Here is a 16,953-nt window from a genome sequence, read left to right as displayed (position 1 = left end):
TATGTTTATCGATAGATAAGACGTAAGCAATTAATATGCCTATACTCAACTGAGTTATAGGGCCGAACATAAACAGAACAACAAGGCAGAGTTATGTCGAGTATTCTTGATTCAGTCAACAAACGAACCCAGCTCGTTGGACAAAACCGTTTAGAATTGCTGCTTTTTAAATTAAACGGTCGTCAACGGTTTGGGATTAACGTGTTTAAGGTGAAAGAAGTACTGCAGTGTCCACCACTGACCACTTTGCCTAAACTTAATCCTTATGTGAAGGGTGTTGCTCATATTCGTGGAACAACCATTTCAGTGATTGATTTGAGTGCGGCAACAGGGGGAAAACCTTTAGCAAGCACTGAAAACTGTTTCATCATTATTTCTGAATATAACCGCAGTGTTCAAGGCTTCTTGGTCAGTTCTGTTGAGCGGATCATTAACATGAATTGGGAAGCGATTATGCCTCCGCCGCAAGGTGCTGGCCGTTATTCTTATCTGACAGCTGTGACTGAAATTGAAGGTGAATTAGTTGAAATTCTCGATGTGGAAAAAATCTTAGATGAGATTTCACCGGTTAAAACGGCTATCAGTGAAGAAGCCAATGAAAAACTGACCCTCGACAGAACTCAGCATTACCATATTATGGTTATTGATGATTCTGCCGTGGCGCGTAAACAAATTATTCGTTCACTCGAGTCATTGAATTTACAAATTGATACCGCAAAAGATGGTCGCGAAGCATTAGATAAGCTTAAAGAGATCGCCAAAGAGATGGATAATGTGGCCGATGAGATCCCCCTCATTATCTCTGATATTGAGATGCCTGAAATGGATGGCTACACCCTGACCGCTGAAATCCGAGATGATCCTAAGCTTAAGCATATTAAAGTGGTACTGCATACTTCGTTAAGTGGTGTATTCAATCAGGCAATGGTTCAAAAAGTGGGGGCTAATGACTTTATCGCTAAGTTTAATCCCGACGAACTGGCCGCTGCTGTGAATAAGCATTTAAGTTTGTAATTGATGTAGGTTAGTACCTAGATACGCCTTACGCTATAATCTCGACTTTATAACATGATGGTTTCGCACTGATTTTGGTGCTTGCTATAGGATTTAGGATGTGAATGTGCCAAATAAATCACTCGCTGAGGCTGAATATAATCAATTTAGGTTGTTCTTAGAGCAACACAGCGGCATCGTACTGGGTGAAAATAAGCAATATCTTGTGCGCAGTCGTCTTGCTCCTTTGATGGGCAAATATAACCTGCCATCCTTATCTGATGTGGTTAAGCATTCGATGAAGCCTACTGAGCGTGCGCTCAGAGCTGAAGTGATCGATGCTATGACGACCAATGAAACCCTTTGGTTCCGTGATCGTTATCCATTTGAGTTGTTGAATAATGTCCTACTACCTGAATACAGTCGTCTGGGGCGTCCGCTTAAAATTTGGTCTGCGGCTTGCTCGTCAGGCCAAGAGCCATACTCATTGGCTATGACTATTCTTGAGTATCAACAGAAGAAGCCTGGTGCCTTGGCTGGTAGTGCTTCTATTCAAGCAACGGATTTATCTCCTTCCATGTTGGAACGTTGCAAAAATGCCGAGTACGATAGTTTGGCATTAGCGCGTGGTTTATCTGAAGAACGTAAGCGTCAGTTTTTTGATGCATTACCTTCAGGCAATATGAAGTTAAAGGACAATGTGAAGCGGTTGGTGAACTTTAGAGCGCATAATTTACTCGAGAGTTATAGTCTGCTTGGCAAGTTCGACATTATCTTTTGCCGCAATGTGCTGATTTATTTTGCACCAGAGGCAAAGGCAAAAATTTTGCGGCAATTCGCTGCCGCTCTCAATCCCAAAGGGATTTTATTTCTCGGTGCATCAGAATCTATCGCTGGTTTAACGGACGAGTTTGATATGGTTCGTTGTAACCCTGGCATTTATTACCAGAAAAAGACTTAACTCAGCCGCTCTAAAGAAAATTACCGACAATTGTCGGTAATTTTTTACCCATCACTTGCTCATCCTTGTTGTTATTCTCAAAATTTTCCTGATGTTGGCACATGAATTGCTTTATTTTCGTGAGAACACGAGGAGGCAATTTTATGGCGATCAATTTTGATAATGCACTGGGTGTGCATCAATACACTCTCGGTATTAGAGCGCAGCGGGCTGAAGTCATTTCAAGCAATATCGCTAACGCAGATACGCCACATTACAAAGCCCGCGATGTTGATTTTTCTGCGGCAATGCAGGCCGCTCGAGGCCAACAGCAGCAGCGAAATAGTCTTGAAATGCAAGAGCCAGATAAGCATTTTGGGCTTGCGGAGTTGACTGGGCAATTTGTTAAGTTCCGTGTGCCAAATCAACCCGATACCGGTGATGGTAATACTGTTGATATCCAACAGGAACAATCGGCATTCATGCAAAATGCACTTGAATATCAAATGTCGCTAGGTTTTTTAGACAGTAAGTTTAGTGGCATGAAGAAAGCGTTGAGAGGGGATTAATCATGAGTTTATTTAGCATATTTGATGTTGCTGGCTCGGGAATGTCTGCTCAATCGGTCAGGCTAAACACCACCGCGAGCAACATAGCCAACGCGGATTCCGTCTCGAGTAGTGTAGATAAGACCTATCGTTCTCGTCATCCCATTTTTGAAGCCGAAATGGCTAAGGCCCAAAGTCAGCAACAAGCCTCTCAAGGTGTAGCTGTAAAAGGCATTGTAGAAAGTGATAAACCACTACTGAAAGAATACTCGCCCGATCATCCAATGGCGGATGCGGACGGCTTTATTTATAAACCGAATGTTAATGTCATGGAAGAAATGGCAGATATGATTTCTGCTTCGCGCTCATATCAAATGAATGTTCAAGTCGCTGAAGCAGCTAAGTCTATGCTGCAACAAACACTTGGGATGGGTAAATAACATGTGTTACTTAGGAGGTAAGCTGTGAGCCTCATTAATCAAATTAACCAAGCGTCGGCGCAGACGGCTCAAAATAAGAGTCAGCCAAATGCCGTTACGACGAATTCATCAACCAGCTCAACGGGTAATCCGTTTCTTGATGGCATACGTTTGCCAAAAGAGTCAATAGTACCGGAAGCAAAAAGCCAGCAGTTAACTCAAGATGACTTTTTCTCGTTATTAAGCCAACAGTTATCGATGCAAGATCCCTTTAAGCCCGTCGACAACGACCAAATGATTGCGCAGATGGCATCATTCTCGACGGTTGATGGTATTACTAAGTTGAATAAGGAAATCGTTAATTTAAACGGTGTTATGACATCAAGCCAAGCATTACAGGCATCAGGACTTGTTGGTCGCAAGGTGTTGATCCCAACTGATACAGGTAACATTTCAGCTGAAAGCCCAACAATAAAAGGTGTGATTAGCACGCCAGCTAAAATTCCTGAAGTTACTGTACGTGTTGAGGATGAGAAAGGCCAAGTTGTGACCACCTTTAAAGTTGATGGCAGTAAGGGGGGCAATGTCGATGTTAACTGGGATGGCCTCGATAAAGATGGAAACCCTGTAACCACAGGTAACTATACGATCAAGGCGAGTGGTTTAGTGGATGGGAAATCCCAAGAATTGCCAGTCTCGACCTATGCTCATGTGACCAGCGTTTCTCTCGGTACGGCCAGTACTGGCGCGATTCTTAACTTGAGAGGCGGTATGGGCATCAAGTTAACCGATGTGTTAGCTGTGTCTGAAACCTAAGTTTGCATAAAAGAATTTTTGCAGTATCCGAATTGAGCGTAAGTTGCTCATAAATGAATTGAGTCAAGTGTAGAGGTGAATTATGTCGTTTAACATTGCATTGAGTGGCATTTCTGCCGCGCAGAAAGATTTAAACACTACGGCGAATAACATTGCTAATGCGAACACCATTGGCTTTAAAGAGTCCCGTGCTGAATTTGCGGATGTTTACGCTAATTCTATTTTTTCAAATGCTAAAACTGCTGTCGGTGGTGGTGTTGCTACGAGTCAAGTGGCACAGCAATTCCATCAAGGTAGCTTACAGTTGACGAATAACTCCCTTGATATGGCGATTAAAGGTGGTGGCTTTTTTGTTACTGCCTCTGAACTGGGTACATTAGACCACTCGTTTACCCGTGCTGGAGCATTTAAGGTCGATAAAAATAATTACATGGTTGATTCTGCTGGTAATTATTTGCAAACTTTCCCAGTGGATAAAGATGGGAACTCAACATCAGTGAGTTTAACGACGGCTAAGCCGGTACAAATACCAGACACTGCAGGTAGCCCTGTAAAGACTGAGAATGTTACTTTACAAATGAACTTAAATGCTAAGGAAAGTGCACTCGACCCCGCGGCATTCGATCCTTTAGATGCAAAAACCTACAATAACGTTACATCAATGACAATTTATGACTCACTCGGTGAGCCACATATTATGACCACTTATTTTGTTAAGCCCAAAGATGGTTCGTACAATGGTGAGAACAATTGGGTGGCTTACTATGCTGTTGATGGAAAACAAGTCGATCTAGCTGGTCCTGCTGGTACTTATCAAACAGATACCACAGGAGATGGTACACCTGATGCAACGGGCACGGCTCAAACTGCTGGTGGTTGGAAAGGCTCTGTCCTCAAGTTTAATTCTGTTGGTGTCTACACTGGTAGTGATCCTGCTATAGTCAAGACTGAGGCTTTGGGCGTCAGTGGTGCGGGTGTTTTAGGGGCTGGTGCCGATGGTACTCAAGATTTGACTGTGAAGTTTAATGCCCCAACGCAATATGCGGCTCCTTTTGGTGCAACTGAGTTGACGCAAGATGGTACAACTGTAGGTCGCTTAACTAACGTTGAAATCGGTGAAGATGGTTTAGTGACCGCGAGTTATTCTAATGGTTCAACCGTGCCTTTAGCACGGGTTGCTTTAGTTCGTTTTGCTAACGAACAAGGTTTAACGCAAGTGGGTAATACGTCGTGGAAGGCTAGTTTGAACTCTGGTCCAGCGTTAGCGGGTGAGGCAAATAGTGGAACTTTTGGTAGCATCAGTTCATCGGCGTTAGAGCAATCTAACATTGATTTAACGACTGAACTGGTCGATTTAATTTCGGCGCAGCGTAACTTCCAAGCGAACTCCCGTACCCTTGAAGTGAATAACACGCTGCAACAAACCGTATTACAAATCCGCTAATCATTACTTTATTTAACTAAGTGTTGCCGCCAGTGGCAACACTTAGCCTTTATCCTGCCGTCAACTCACTTCATTTCTTTATTCTTCAATTTTATCAGTAAATTAAAATCAATTTTTATTGGCACGATGCTTGCTTTGATATCGTCATGTAGAAAATTTGACGGAGCAGTCTGTGGACAAATTCCTTTATGTCGCCATGAGTGGCGCTAAGCAAAATATGAATGAGCTGGCACTCCGTGCGAACAACTTAGCCAATGCTAATACCGATGGTTTTAAATCAGATATGGCGCAGGCCAGATCGATGCAAGCCTTCGGTGAAGGGTTGCCTTCAAGGGTGTTTGCGATGACAGAATCTCCGTCAGCTAATTTTCGCTCTGGTCCGATTAAAACCACTGGACGGGATCTCGATGTTGCCATTAAAGGTGATGGCTGGTTTGCCGTTCAGGCGAAAGATGGCAGTGAAGCTTATACCCGTTCCGGTAGTCTCAGTTTCGATGCGACGGGCATGTTGTATAACGACAGAGGCAATCCCGTGATGGGGGACGCTGGCCCGATAGTGCTGCCATTACCTATTGATAAAGTGTCAATTTCACAGGATGGCATAGTGTCTGTTCGCCCTCAAGGGGCGACTGCTGAAGTAATAGAAGAAGTGGCGAGATTGAAGTTAGTCAATCCCGGCAATGCGCAGATGATGCGTGGTGAAGATGGATTATTTCGACAAATGTCAGGTGAACCTGCACCAGCTGACCCTTTCGTCGCAGTTGAAAGTGGCGCCGTAGAGGGCAGTAATGTTAACCCTGTTGATGAAATGGTGTCTTTAATTGATCTTCAGCGGCAGTTTGAATTGCAAGTCAAGATGATGAAAACCGCGGAAGAGAATGATCGCGCTTCATCTTCATTAATGCGTATTAGTTAGGAGATAGATTATGCATCCGGCGTTATGGATTAGTAAAACTGGCTTAGACGCACAGCAAACTGATATTTCAGTGATTTCAAACAACGTAGCGAACGCTAGCACTGTGGGCTACAAAAAAAGCCGCGCAGTATTTGAAGATTTACTCTATCAAACAGTTAACCAAGCGGGTGGTGTTAGTGCTTCTAACACTAAGTTACCCAACGGATTAAACATCGGTGCGGGTACGAAAGTCGTCGCCACTCAAAAAATGTTTACTCAGGGTAACATGCTGACGACGGATAACTCACTGGATCTCATGATTGAAGGTCCTGGATTTTTTGAAATCCAGCTCCCTGATGGAACCACTGCTTATACTCGAAATGGTCAGTTTACCTTAGACGATACGGGTCAGATTGTGACGCCAGGTTCTGGCTATTTGCTACAACCCGCGATCACTATTCCTGATAATGCGACCAGTATTACCGTTTCAGCAGAGGGTGAAGTTTCAGTAAAAACGCCGGGTACCGCTGAGAACCAAGTCGTGGGTCAGTTGACTATGACGGATTTTATTAATCCATCGGGTCTAGATCCTATGGGACAAAACTTATATACGGAAACCGGTGCGAGCGGCACGCCAATTCAAGGTACCGCTTCGTTAGATGGCATGGGAGCGATTCGTCAAGGCGCCTTAGAAACCTCTAATGTTAACGTGACTGAGGAACTGGTTAACCTTATCGAAAGTCAGCGTATTTACGAGATGAACTCCAAAGTGATTTCAGCGGTAGATCAGATGCTGTCTTATGTGACTCAGAATTTATAGAGGCAAACATCATGGCTAGATATCTTGTGTTGGCCGTCGCGTTATTGCTTGCAGCCTGTAGCTCGACGCAAAAGAAACCCCTTGCGGATGATCCCTTTTACGCGCCGGTATACCCAGAGGCGCCGCCGACAAAAATTGCCGCAACTGGCTCTATTTATCAAGACAGTCAAGCATCTAGTTTGTATTCGGATATACGCGCCCACAAAGTTGGCGACATTATCACTATCGTATTGAAGGAATCGACTCAAGCTAAGAAGAGTGCAGGCAATCAGATCAAAAAAGGCTCAGATATGAGCTTAGATCCCATCTTTGCAGGTGGTAGTAATGTGTCCATTGGCGGAGTGCCAATTGATTTGCGTTACAAAGATAGTATGAACACTAAGCGTGAATCGGATGCGGATCAGAGCAATAGTCTAGATGGCAGCATCTCGGCAAACGTGATGCAAGTGCTGAACAACGGCAGTTTAGTGATCCGTGGTGAAAAATGGATTTCAATTAATAATGGTGATGAGTTTATTCGTGTCACTGGTCTCGTTCGCTCGCAGGACATAAAACCCGATAACACTGTCGATTCAACGCGAATGGCTAATGCCCGTATCCAATACAGTGGCACAGGCACTTTCGCAGATGCTCAAAAAGTGGGCTGGTTAAGCCAGTTCTTTATGAGCGACTGGTGGCCCTTCTAAGGAGTCGTATCATGAAATATAAACTGGTGTTAGCCGTTGCCATGCTAGTGTTTTCTCTACCTAGTCAGGCTGAACGAATTAAAGATATTGCCAATGTGCAAGGTGTGCGTAGTAACCAGTTGATTGGTTATGGCTTAGTGGTCGGTTTACCGGGAACGGGGGAAAAAACCAGTTATACCGAGCAGACCTTTATGACTATGCTCAAAAACTTTGGGATTAATCTCCCGGACAACGTCAAACCGAAAATTAAAAACGTTGCAGTGGTAGCCGTACATGCGGATATGCCTGCCTTTATCAAACCTGGTCAAGATCTTGACGTGACGGTATCTAGCTTAGGCGAAGCCAAAAGCTTACGCGGTGGCACCTTATTACAGACCTTTTTGAAAGGGGTAGATGGTAATGTGTATGCCATAGCCCAAGGTAGTTTAGTGGTGAGTGGTTTTAGTGCCGATGGTTTAGATGGTTCAAAGGTGATTCAAAATACGCCAACTGTAGGTCGTATACCCAATGGCGCAATTGTTGAGCGTAGTGTAGCAACCCCATTTTCAACTGGCGATTATTTGACGTTTAACCTACGTCGTTCGGATTTCTCTACTGCGCAGCGAATGGCCGATGCGATCAATGATCTATTAGGTCCTGATATGGCGCGTCCTTTAGATGCGACGTCTGTTCAGGTAACGGCTCCACGCGATGTATCACAACGGGTCTCCTTTTTAGCAACGCTTGAAAACCTTGATGTTGTTCCCGCAGAGGAATCTGCCAAAGTGATCGTTAATTCACGTACTGGAACCATAGTGGTTGGGCAAAACGTACGCTTACTCCCTGCGGCGATTACCCATGGCGGCATGACTGTCACTATTGCGGAGGCGACACAGGTTTCGCAGCCTAACGCGTTGGCAAATGGTCAAACAACCGTCACGAGTAATAGTACGATCACAGCGACAGAAAGTGACCGTCGTATGTTTATGTTTAATCCAGGCACTACGCTGGATGAGCTGGTTAGAGCGGTTAACTTAGTCGGTGCAGCCCCTTCAGATGTGTTAGCAATACTTGAAGCATTAAAAGTGGCAGGAGCTTTGCATGGTGAACTTATCATCATCTAATTTCTGTCGGGAAAATCATGGAAAAGCTTTCAAGTTCATCACATTTTCTTGACCTGGGCGGGCTAGATTCACTCCGCGCCCAGGCTCAGAAAGATGAGAAGGGCGCCTTGAAAAAGGTCGCCCAACAATTTGAAGGTATTTTCGTGCAAATGCTGATGAAAAGTATGCGCGATGCCAATGCGGTTTTTCAGTCTGATAGTCCACTCAATAGCCAATACACTCAGTTTTACGAGCAGATGCGCGATCAGCAGTTATCGGTCGATTTATCTGACAAAGGTGTATTGGGCCTTGCCGATATGATGGTGCAGCAACTCTCTCCCGAAACAAGTCATTTCACGCCTGCATCGGTATTGCGTGACGATGGTGGCATGAAAATGCTCCACGACGATAAAGCGCTTAATGTGCCTATGCAGAGTTCAGCCGCTCCAGTGGTTGAACCCACAGTTGTAAATCATGGTGTGCCGGCTGCTATTGCTCGGCCTGTATTTGAACCGGATAGAGCTGAAGATGCAAATTCATCAATGGACATTGATGCGCCTAATCGTTCACTGGCTATCGATACGCCTAAGCCGAGCTGGAGTGAACAATCACTTTCAGTGGTAGAACCTGTGATTAGCGGCCAAGTTTTGCCGACGGCAGCATTTAGGGAAACCCAAAAAATTGTCAGGTTCGGTAGTCGAGAAGAATTTTTAGCGACCTTATATCCACATGCTGAAAAAGCCGCAAAAACATTAGGTACCCAACCAGAAGTATTATTGGCGCAATCGGCACTGGAAACTGGCTGGGGACAAAAAATCGTCCGCGGCAATAACGGTGCGCCGAGTCATAACCTATTCAACATTAAAGCTGATCGTCGTTGGTTAGGCGATAAGGCTAACGTCAGTACCTTAGAATTTGAGCACGGTGTTGCTGTCCAGCAAAAAGCTGACTTCCGAGTTTATAGTGATTTCGAGCATAGCTTTAACGATTTTGTGTCCTTCATTGCCGAAGGTGAACGTTATCAAGATGCGAAAAAAGTGGCCGCTTCCCCTACTCAATTCATCCGAGCTTTGCAGGATGCGGGTTATGCCACTGATCCTCGATACGCTGAAAAAGTGATTAAAGTGATGCAGTCGATCAGTGAAGAACTGAAATCAATTCTGCCAGGAGAAGACAAATGATGAATCTTACAACCCTGTTTGTTCATAGGAGTGTCAACTAATGGCCGTTGATCTACTGAATATAGCGCGAACTGGGGTGCTTGCCTCCCAGTCGCAACTGGGTGTTACCAGTAATAACATAGCTAACGCCAATACCGCTGGTTACCACAGACAAGTGGCAACCCAGTCGACTCTTGAATCGCAGCGTTTTGGTAGTAGTTTTTATGGCACAGGAACTTACGTTAATGACGTTAAGCGTATCTACAATGACTATGCCGCAAGAGAGTTACGCATTGGCCAAACAACGTTAAGTGCCGCCGAAGCCAGCTACGGTAAATTGAGTGAGCTAGATCAGCTGTTTTCACAGGTAGGTAAAGTTGTGCCACAAAGCTTGAATGACCTGTTTTCGGGGCTGAATAGTGTGGCTGATTTGCCTGCAGATTTGGGTATTCGGAGTTCGACCCTAACAAACGCACAGCAAGTTGCCAGCAGTCTTAATCAGATGCAGTCGTATTTGAATGGCCAGCTTAATCAGACCAATGACCAGATCACTGGTATGACTAAGCGTATCAATGAGATCAGTACAGAACTGGCAAATTTAAACCTAGAGTTAATGAAGTCGCCGAATCAGGATGCGCAGTTGCTTGATAAGCAAGATGCACTTGTTCAAGAGTTAAGCCAGTACGCTCAAGTGAATGTTATTCCATTAGAAAATGGTGCTAAGAGCGTAATGCTTGGTGGCTCAGTGATGTTGGTTTCTGGTGAAATTGCTATGACGATGGGAATCCAAGCGGGTGATCCATTTCCGAATGAGCTCCAATTGACTTCAAGTATTGGTTCGCAAAGTGTCACTGTTGATCCGAGTAAACTTGGCGGTCAGTTAGGGGCCATTTTTGATTATCGTGATCAAACGTTAATTCCCGCGGGTCATGAGCTCGATCAATTAGCCTTGGGCGTGGCTGATAACTTCAATAAAATGCAAGCACAAGGTATTGACCTCAATGGGCAAGTTGGTGCCAATATCTTCAAAGATATCAACGATCCTATGATGTCTTTGGGCCGTGCAGCAGGTTTTTCTGGTAATACGGGTAATGCAACGTTAGGCGTCACCATAGATGACACCAGTTTATTAACTGGTGGTGCCTACGAACTGTCATTTACCGCGCCTGCAACTTATGAACTGAGAGATTCGAAAACGGGGGCAATTACGCCACTGACGTTAAATGGCTCGACTTTATCGGGTGGATCTGGATTTTCAATTGACATAAAAGCGGGCGCTATGGCGTCTGGCGATCGTTTTGCGATACGTCCGACAGCGGGTGCTTCAAATGGCATTGAAGTGGTCATGAAAGACCCTAAAGGCATTGCCGCCGCATCACCAAAGATTACCGCAAATGCCGCTAACTCTGGCAATACCCAAGTGAAGTTGACTCAAATTAGCAATCGTAATGCCACAAATTTCCCTGTAACGGGCAGTGAGTTGACGATAAAGCTTGATACCACAGTTGTGCCTCCAACCTATGAAGCATTTGACGCCGCGGGAACATCCCTTGGGGCTGCAGCCCCTTATACGCCTCCGAGTATTAGCGCTTTTGGTTTTACCTTTGAAGTTGACAGCAAAGCAGCTGCAGGCAATGACAGATTTACCTTCGATTTATCCTTCGCAGAGGGGAATAACTCTAATGCTGTCGCTATGGCTAAGTTGAGCGAAAGTAAGGTGATGAACGGGGGAAAGTCGACCCTAGCTGATGTGTTCGAGAACACTAAGCTCGAGGTAGGCAGTAAAACGAAAGCGGCTGAAGTGCGTGTTGGTTCGGCAGAGGCCGTGTATCAACAAGCTTATGCGCGAGTAGAGAGTGAGTCGGGCGTGAACTTAGATGAAGAAGCAGCAAATTTAATGCGTTTTCAGCAAGCCTATCAAGCCTCTGCGCGGATCATGACGACTGCACAGCAGATTTTTGACACCTTATTATCCTCAGTGCGTTAGGAGATTTAACTATGCGATTATCATCCGCGCAGATTTTTAATCAAAGCATTACCAGTGTGCTGCAAAAGCAAACGGCGACCAGCAAAATTCTTGACCAATTGAGCAGTGGTAAGAAAGTCAATACTGCTGGTGATGATCCTGTGGCGTCACAGGGTATTGATAATCTGAATCAGAAAAATGCACTCGTCGATCAGTTTATGAAAAATATTGACTATGCGACAAATCGTCTTGCTGTGGCAGAAAGTAAACTCGGTAGTGCTGAAGATTTAACTGGCTCTATGCGTGAGCAAGTTATGCGAGCGATAAACGGCACACTATCAGGAACTGAGCGGCAAATGATTGCCGAAGAGATGAAAGGCAGCTTAGAAGAATTGCTCTCAATTGCGAATAGTAAGGATGAATCTGGCAATTATATGTTCTCTGGTTTCAGTACCGATAAAGAACCTTTTGCTTTTGATAACTCGACGCCGCCTAAAATAGTGTATAGCGGCGATTCTGGCGTCAAAAATAGTTTAGTACAAACGGGTGTTGCCATGGGGACAAACATCCCTGGCGATAGCGCGTTTATGAAAGCACCCAATGGACTTGGTGATTATAGCGTCAATTATTTGGCCAGCCAGCAGGGTGAGTTTAGCGTTAAAACAGCAAAAATTGCTGATGCTGCAACTTATGTGGCTGATACATATACATTTAACTTCACTGATAATGGTGCCGGTGGTACTAACTTGCAAGTGCTCGATTCTGCAAGTAATCCCGTCGCAAACGTAGCTAACTTCGATGCCACTAATCCCGTTAGTTTTAATGGTATAGAAGTTAAAATTGATGGAAAACCCAGCGCTGGCGATAGTTTCACCATGGAGCCGCAGGCCGAAGTCAGTATTTTCGATACGATCAGCAGTGCGATTGCATTAATTGAAGACCCTAATTCTGCCAACACTCCCCAAGGGCGAGCTCAGTTGGCACAGATATTGAATAACATCGATAGTGGCGTCAATCAAATTAGTTCTGCCAGAAGTGTGGCGGGGAATAATCTGAAAGTTGTCGAAAGTTATAAAGAGACTCATACCGAGGAGAAAGTAGTGAACTCATCAGCGCTATCACTCTTGGAAGATCTCGATTATGCATCAGCGATTACGGAATTTGAAAAGCAACAGCTTGCATTGAACGCAGTCTCTAGCGTGTTTAGTAAGGTGGGTTCTGTTTCCCTGTTCGACTTTATTTAACAGAAAGCAAGTACCTATCCATCTGTAAGATAAATTGTTAAAAATTTAGCCAAGCTCCAAGCCTTGGCGGTATAACTAGGAAGAGGAACTCAACATGGCTATTACAGTAAATACCAACGTGACTTCAATGAAGGCACAAAAGAATTTAAATACTTCCAGTAGCGGTTTAGCGACCTCAATGGAACGTTTATCCAGTGGTCTACGCATTAACAGTGCAAAAGACGATGCCGCTGGTCTAGCCATTTCTAACCGTTTGAATAGTCAAGTGCGCGGTCTAGAAGTGGGGATGCGAAATGCTAATGATGCGATTTCAATTGCTCAAATCGCCGAAGGTGCGATGCAAGAGCAAACCAATATGTTGCAGCGTATGCGTGATTTGACCATTCAGTCTGAAAACGGTGCTAACAGCTCTGCTGACTTGGGCGCTTTAAAGGCTGAAATGGATCAGTTAGCAATTGAAATCGATGAAATCGGTAAGTCTACTGCCTTTGGTACGACCAAGTTGCTGACGGGGACGTTTTCCGCCGGAAAAACCTTCCAAGTTGGTGCACAAAACGATGAAGACATTAAAGTTACGGTTAAAGCCAGTAATAAAACGTCATTATCAGTTGGTTCATTAAATAATGCTACTTCAGCTAACCGCGCATCTTCATTAGCAAAAATTGATGCCGCAATCAAAACGATTGATGCCCAACGTGCCGACCTAGGTGCGGTACAGAATCGTCTAGCGCATAACATTAGTAACAGCGCCAATACTCAGGCGAACGTTGCCGATGCGAAGAGTCGGATTGTGGATGTGGATTTTGCCAAAGAAACCTCAGTCATGACAAAGAACCAAGTGTTACAACAAACAGGCTCAGCCATGTTGGCACAGGCGAACCAGTTGCCTCAAGTAGCCTTATCTTTACTTGGCTAATCCAAGTTTATTATATTGACACTGCGAGTATTTTTGCTTGCTTCTTTTGTGTTACAGCAAAAGAGTAGGCAAAACGTTTTGTGAGGTAAATATTTATCTATATGAAAAATTAGCACTTTTTAAAAAGTCATTATTTTTTTTAAAATAGTGCTAAAGATAAAAAAGGTGCTGCCGTTAAATATACTGTAACCACTAACACCCGCCTGGCTTAAAGTAGACAGGCTAGTTAAATAAGCCAGGTATAAAGAGGAAACGATCATGGCCATTACAGTAAACACTAACGTCACATCTTTAAAAGCACAAAAAAACCTAAACACTTCTGCAGGCGGTTTGGCCACATCGATGGAACGTTTATCCAGTGGTCTACGTATTAACAGCGCAAAAGACGACGCCGCAGGTTTAGCGATTTCTAACCGTCTAAACAGCCAAGTACGCGGTTTGGATGTGGGCATGCGTAATGCCAATGATGCCATTTCAATCGCACAAATTGCTGAAGGTGCGATGCAAGAACAAACTAACATGTTGCAACGTATGCGCGATTTAACGGTTCAGTCTGAAAACGGTGCAAACAGCTCTGCGGACTTAACGGCACTAAAAGCTGAGATGACTCAGTTAGCTAATGAAATCGATGAGATTGGCAAAACAACGGCTTTTGGTACGACTAAACTATTAGCAGGTGGGTTCTCAGCTGGTAAGAGTTTCCAAGTGGGTGCACAAAACGATGAAGACATTAAAGTTACTGTAAAAACGAGTAATAAAACGTCATTATCAGTTGGTTCATTAACTAATGCGACTTCAGCTAATCGTGCATCTTCATTAGCAAAAATTGATGCAGCGATTAAGACCATTGACGCACAACGCGCAGAACTCGGTGCGATTCAAAACCGTTTAGCACACAACATCAGTAACAGTGCGAATACTCAAGCAAACGTTGCTGATGCGAAGAGCCGAATTGTTGATGTGGATTTCGCGAAAGAAACATCACAAATGACCAAGAACCAAGTGTTGCAACAAACGGGTTCTGCAATGTTGGCCCAAGCCAACCAGTTACCTCAAGTGGCCTTGTCACTGCTGTAGTTTAAAGCAGAATAGTGAGAAAGTGATAAGGGAGGTTCGGTGACGGATCTCCCTTTGCCACTTTAAAGGTTGATGTAGTTTTATAGGGTAATTTTAATGTAACCATTTAAAGTTATTACTAAATTTGCTGAGGTATGGCTATGGATATCAATATAGCAAGTTCACCTTCTATGCTTCACAGTAAGGTTGATTTAGCTCAAACGCCGCTAAAAGCATCTGCTCTAGATGCTGAATTAAAGCGAAATACGGCTATTGAACAAGCTGTGGAACAAGATGTAACGAAAAATGAACAGAATCCAAGTAAGCTGGCTCAAGTTGCCACAGAGTTGTCTGATATGATGTCTATGATGCGTAAAGGTTTAGCATTTAAGGTTGATGAGAACTCTGGACAAGCTGTTGTGACTGTACTTGACCGAGATACTGGTGATGTGATTAGACAAATGCCGAGTGAAGAAGCATTAGCCTTGGCAGAAAAACTATCAGAAGTCACAGGGCTTTTGATGAAAACAGAAGCATAAATATTTGTAAGTACGTTTGATTGAGAGGTCTATATGGCATTAACAGCAACAGGCATGGGATCTGGCCTTAAAATTAGTGAAATTGTGCAAGTTTTAGTTGATGCCGAAAAAACACCGAAAGAAGCGATGTTTAATAAAACGGAAGACAGCATCAAAGCAAAAGTTTCTGCTATGGGAACCTTAAAAAGTGCGTTGTCTACGTTTCAAGATGCCTTAAAAAAACTTCAAACTGGCGATGCCCTCAATCTGCGTAAGGTTTCTGTTAGTAATCAAACTTATTTGTCAGCAACAACAGACAAAACCGCACAAGCGGGTAGCTATGGTATTAAAGTTGAGCAACTTGCGGTAAATCATAAAATTGCTGGAAAAAATGTTGCAGATCCTGCATTACCTGTAGGTGAAGGGAGCCTTGATTTTGGTATCAATGGTAAGAATTTCTCCATTGATGTTTCGGCTACCGATTCACTTGCTGCGATTGCTAAAAAAGTTAATGAATCCCCAGATAATGCGGGCGTAACTGCAACCGTTATTACCAGTGATGCAGGCAGTCGATTGGTTTTTAGTTCAGATAAGTCAGGTGAAGACAATCAAATTAGTATTACAGCTAATGACACGACTGGAACTGGACTAAATGATATGTTCGGTGCTGGTAATATCTCCACGCTTCAAGATGCTAAAAATGCAGTTGTTTATATCGATAATCAGAAAGTTACCTCACAAACTAATGAAGTTAAAAATGCTATTGCGGGGGTGACGTTAAACTTAACTGATGCTGATGTTTCTAAGACGACTACGTTAAAAATTGAACAAGATGATGATGCAGTAAAGACAAATGTGAAAGCTTTTGTCGATGCCTACAATAGTTTAGCGACTGCAGTTGATAAAATGTCGTCTTATGATAAAGAGAAAAAAACAGCAGCTGCATTACAGGGCGACTCTATGATCCGTTCTATAGAATCGCAACTCCGAAGTATATCGAGTGAACGAGTGCCAACTGATAGCGGCAGTTCGATAGCATTATATGATATTGGTATAAAAACAGATAGATATGGTAAGTTGTCTGTCGATGATACTAAACTTAATAAAGTCATCTCTGAAGATATGGCCAGTGTTGAGGCATTATTCTCGACACCAGATAAAGGGCTTGCTAATCGCTTTAATGATCTTGCTGATAGTTATGTCAAGTCTCGAGGATTAATTGCGTCACGTCAAACCGGATATACTAATCAACAAAGCCAGCTTACAGATAGAAGAGAAGCTTTCACGCTTAAAATGGATCAACTAACAGCCCGTTTAACGAAGCAATTTAATGCGATGGATCTTGTCGTTGGAAAACTAAATCAGCAGAGCAGTGGTCTTGTTGATCGTTTGAATTCGCTTCCTGGAGCTGTTAAAAAACGATAGTGAAATTATAAATGAGTAAGGGGAG

The 16,953-nt window shown here is 43.7% G+C and carries 17 protein-coding genes; all 17 read left to right on the top strand.

The genetic code is table 11. The annotated features are described in order from the left end of the window. Nucleotides 1–93 precede the first annotated feature (93 nt). The 17 genes from KFE26_RS15600 (at nucleotide 94) to fliD (ending at nucleotide 16,928) form a co-directional block, all read left to right on the top strand. Nucleotides 94–1,014: a chemotaxis protein CheV gene (locus tag KFE26_RS15600; protein ID WP_028761211.1), complete on the top strand. Its 921-nt coding sequence runs from the start codon at nucleotides 94–96 to the stop codon at nucleotides 1,012–1,014. Between the two features lie 100 nt (nucleotides 1,015–1,114). Beyond that, nucleotides 1,115–1,954 (top strand): protein-glutamate O-methyltransferase CheR, encoded by an 840-nt coding sequence (locus tag KFE26_RS15595; protein ID WP_168824478.1) that lies wholly within the window; start codon nucleotides 1,115–1,117, stop codon nucleotides 1,952–1,954. Between the two features lie 143 nt (nucleotides 1,955–2,097). Then, nucleotides 2,098–2,502 (top strand): flagellar basal body rod protein FlgB, encoded by a 405-nt coding sequence (gene flgB / locus KFE26_RS15590; RefSeq protein WP_113939454.1) that lies wholly within the window; start codon nucleotides 2,098–2,100, stop codon nucleotides 2,500–2,502. Nucleotides 2,503–2,504: 2 nt separating this feature from the next. Continuing rightward, a complete protein-coding gene (gene flgC, locus KFE26_RS15585; protein WP_006085646.1) occupies nucleotides 2,505–2,921 on the top strand; it encodes a flagellar basal body rod protein FlgC in 417 nt (138 codons plus the stop codon). 24 nt (nucleotides 2,922–2,945) lie between these two features. Beyond that, complete coding sequence (flgD, locus tag KFE26_RS15580; RefSeq protein ID WP_212600939.1) at nucleotides 2,946–3,716, top strand: flagellar hook assembly protein FlgD; 771 nt, start codon at nucleotides 2,946–2,948, stop codon at nucleotides 3,714–3,716. Between the two features lie 82 nt (nucleotides 3,717–3,798). After that, the gene (gene flgE, locus KFE26_RS15575; protein WP_105251929.1) at nucleotides 3,799–5,160 is read left to right on the top strand and encodes a flagellar hook protein FlgE; all 1,362 of its coding nucleotides are present in this window, start codon (nucleotides 3,799–3,801) and stop codon (nucleotides 5,158–5,160) included. Nucleotides 5,161–5,332: 172 nt separating this feature from the next. After that, a complete protein-coding gene (gene flgF, locus KFE26_RS15570) occupies nucleotides 5,333–6,076 on the top strand; it encodes a flagellar basal-body rod protein FlgF (RefSeq protein ID WP_105251930.1) in 744 nt (247 codons plus the stop codon). A gap of 10 nt (nucleotides 6,077–6,086) precedes the next feature. Further along, entirely contained in the window at nucleotides 6,087–6,875 is a 789-nt protein-coding gene (flgG, locus tag KFE26_RS15565) for a flagellar basal-body rod protein FlgG (RefSeq protein ID WP_028761205.1), read from the top strand. Nucleotides 6,876–6,886: 11 nt separating this feature from the next. Continuing rightward, complete coding sequence (gene flgH / locus KFE26_RS15560; RefSeq protein WP_028761204.1) at nucleotides 6,887–7,561, top strand: flagellar basal body L-ring protein FlgH; 675 nt, start codon at nucleotides 6,887–6,889, stop codon at nucleotides 7,559–7,561. An 11-nt stretch (nucleotides 7,562–7,572) separates the two neighbouring features. Next, complete coding sequence (locus KFE26_RS15555; RefSeq protein WP_028761203.1) at nucleotides 7,573–8,664, top strand: flagellar basal body P-ring protein FlgI; 1,092 nt, start codon at nucleotides 7,573–7,575, stop codon at nucleotides 8,662–8,664. Between the two features lie 17 nt (nucleotides 8,665–8,681). Continuing rightward, the gene (gene flgJ / locus KFE26_RS15550) at nucleotides 8,682–9,824 is read left to right on the top strand and encodes a flagellar assembly peptidoglycan hydrolase FlgJ (RefSeq protein ID WP_028761202.1); all 1,143 of its coding nucleotides are present in this window, start codon (nucleotides 8,682–8,684) and stop codon (nucleotides 9,822–9,824) included. A gap of 40 nt (nucleotides 9,825–9,864) precedes the next feature. Next, nucleotides 9,865–11,790: a flagellar hook-associated protein FlgK gene (gene flgK / locus KFE26_RS15545; protein WP_212600938.1), complete on the top strand. Its 1,926-nt coding sequence runs from the start codon at nucleotides 9,865–9,867 to the stop codon at nucleotides 11,788–11,790. Between the two features lie 11 nt (nucleotides 11,791–11,801). Then, nucleotides 11,802–13,013 (top strand): flagellar hook-associated protein FlgL, encoded by a 1,212-nt coding sequence (gene flgL / locus KFE26_RS15540; protein ID WP_212600937.1) that lies wholly within the window; start codon nucleotides 11,802–11,804, stop codon nucleotides 13,011–13,013. A 94-nt stretch (nucleotides 13,014–13,107) separates the two neighbouring features. Beyond that, entirely contained in the window at nucleotides 13,108–13,929 is an 822-nt protein-coding gene (locus KFE26_RS15535; RefSeq protein ID WP_212600936.1) for a flagellin, read from the top strand. Nucleotides 13,930–14,187: 258 nt separating this feature from the next. Beyond that, entirely contained in the window at nucleotides 14,188–15,006 is an 819-nt protein-coding gene (locus tag KFE26_RS15530; protein ID WP_212600935.1) for a flagellin, read from the top strand. Between the two features lie 140 nt (nucleotides 15,007–15,146). Further along, nucleotides 15,147–15,524 carry a flagellar protein FlaG gene (locus tag KFE26_RS15525; RefSeq protein WP_212600934.1) on the top strand — a complete coding sequence of 126 codons (378 nt, stop codon included), beginning with the start codon at nucleotides 15,147–15,149 and terminating at the stop codon, nucleotides 15,522–15,524. 33 nt (nucleotides 15,525–15,557) lie between these two features. Beyond that, nucleotides 15,558–16,928, top strand: coding sequence for a flagellar filament capping protein FliD (gene fliD, locus KFE26_RS15520; RefSeq protein ID WP_131523082.1), 1,371 nt, complete (start codon nucleotides 15,558–15,560; stop codon nucleotides 16,926–16,928). Nucleotides 16,929–16,953: the final 25 nt, after the last annotated feature.

It is taken from the genome of Shewanella sp. M16 (genome assembly GCF_018224605.1).
GTDB lineage: Bacteria > Pseudomonadota > Gammaproteobacteria > Enterobacterales > Shewanellaceae > Shewanella > Shewanella oncorhynchi.
This window is presented reverse-complemented; position numbering and strand designations above follow the sequence as displayed.

Bases quoted from the DNA above. Each gene is read 5' to 3' on its own strand.
- flgB (WP_113939454.1), top strand. From the start codon at position 2,098: ATGGCGATCAATTTTGATAATGCACTGGGTGTGCATCAATACACTCTC.
- fliD (WP_131523082.1), top strand. From the start codon at position 15,558: ATGGCATTAACAGCAACAGGCATGGGATCTGGCCTTAAAATTAGTGAA.
- flgJ (WP_028761202.1), top strand. From the start codon at position 8,682: ATGGAAAAGCTTTCAAGTTCATCACATTTTCTTGACCTGGGCGGGCTA.
- KFE26_RS15600 (WP_028761211.1), top strand. From the start codon at position 94: ATGTCGAGTATTCTTGATTCAGTCAACAAACGAACCCAGCTCGTTGGA.
- KFE26_RS15535 (WP_212600936.1), top strand. From the start codon at position 13,108: ATGGCTATTACAGTAAATACCAACGTGACTTCAATGAAGGCACAAAAG.
- flgK (WP_212600938.1), top strand. From the start codon at position 9,865: ATGGCCGTTGATCTACTGAATATAGCGCGAACTGGGGTGCTTGCCTCC.
- flgH (WP_028761204.1), top strand. From the start codon at position 6,887: ATGGCTAGATATCTTGTGTTGGCCGTCGCGTTATTGCTTGCAGCCTGT.
- flgE (WP_105251929.1), top strand. From the start codon at position 3,799: ATGTCGTTTAACATTGCATTGAGTGGCATTTCTGCCGCGCAGAAAGAT.
- KFE26_RS15555 (WP_028761203.1), top strand. From the start codon at position 7,573: ATGAAATATAAACTGGTGTTAGCCGTTGCCATGCTAGTGTTTTCTCTA.
- KFE26_RS15525 (WP_212600934.1), top strand. From the start codon at position 15,147: ATGGATATCAATATAGCAAGTTCACCTTCTATGCTTCACAGTAAGGTT.
- flgL (WP_212600937.1), top strand. From the start codon at position 11,802: ATGCGATTATCATCCGCGCAGATTTTTAATCAAAGCATTACCAGTGTG.
- flgC (WP_006085646.1), top strand. From the start codon at position 2,505: ATGAGTTTATTTAGCATATTTGATGTTGCTGGCTCGGGAATGTCTGCT.
- flgG (WP_028761205.1), top strand. From the start codon at position 6,087: ATGCATCCGGCGTTATGGATTAGTAAAACTGGCTTAGACGCACAGCAA.
- KFE26_RS15530 (WP_212600935.1), top strand. From the start codon at position 14,188: ATGGCCATTACAGTAAACACTAACGTCACATCTTTAAAAGCACAAAAA.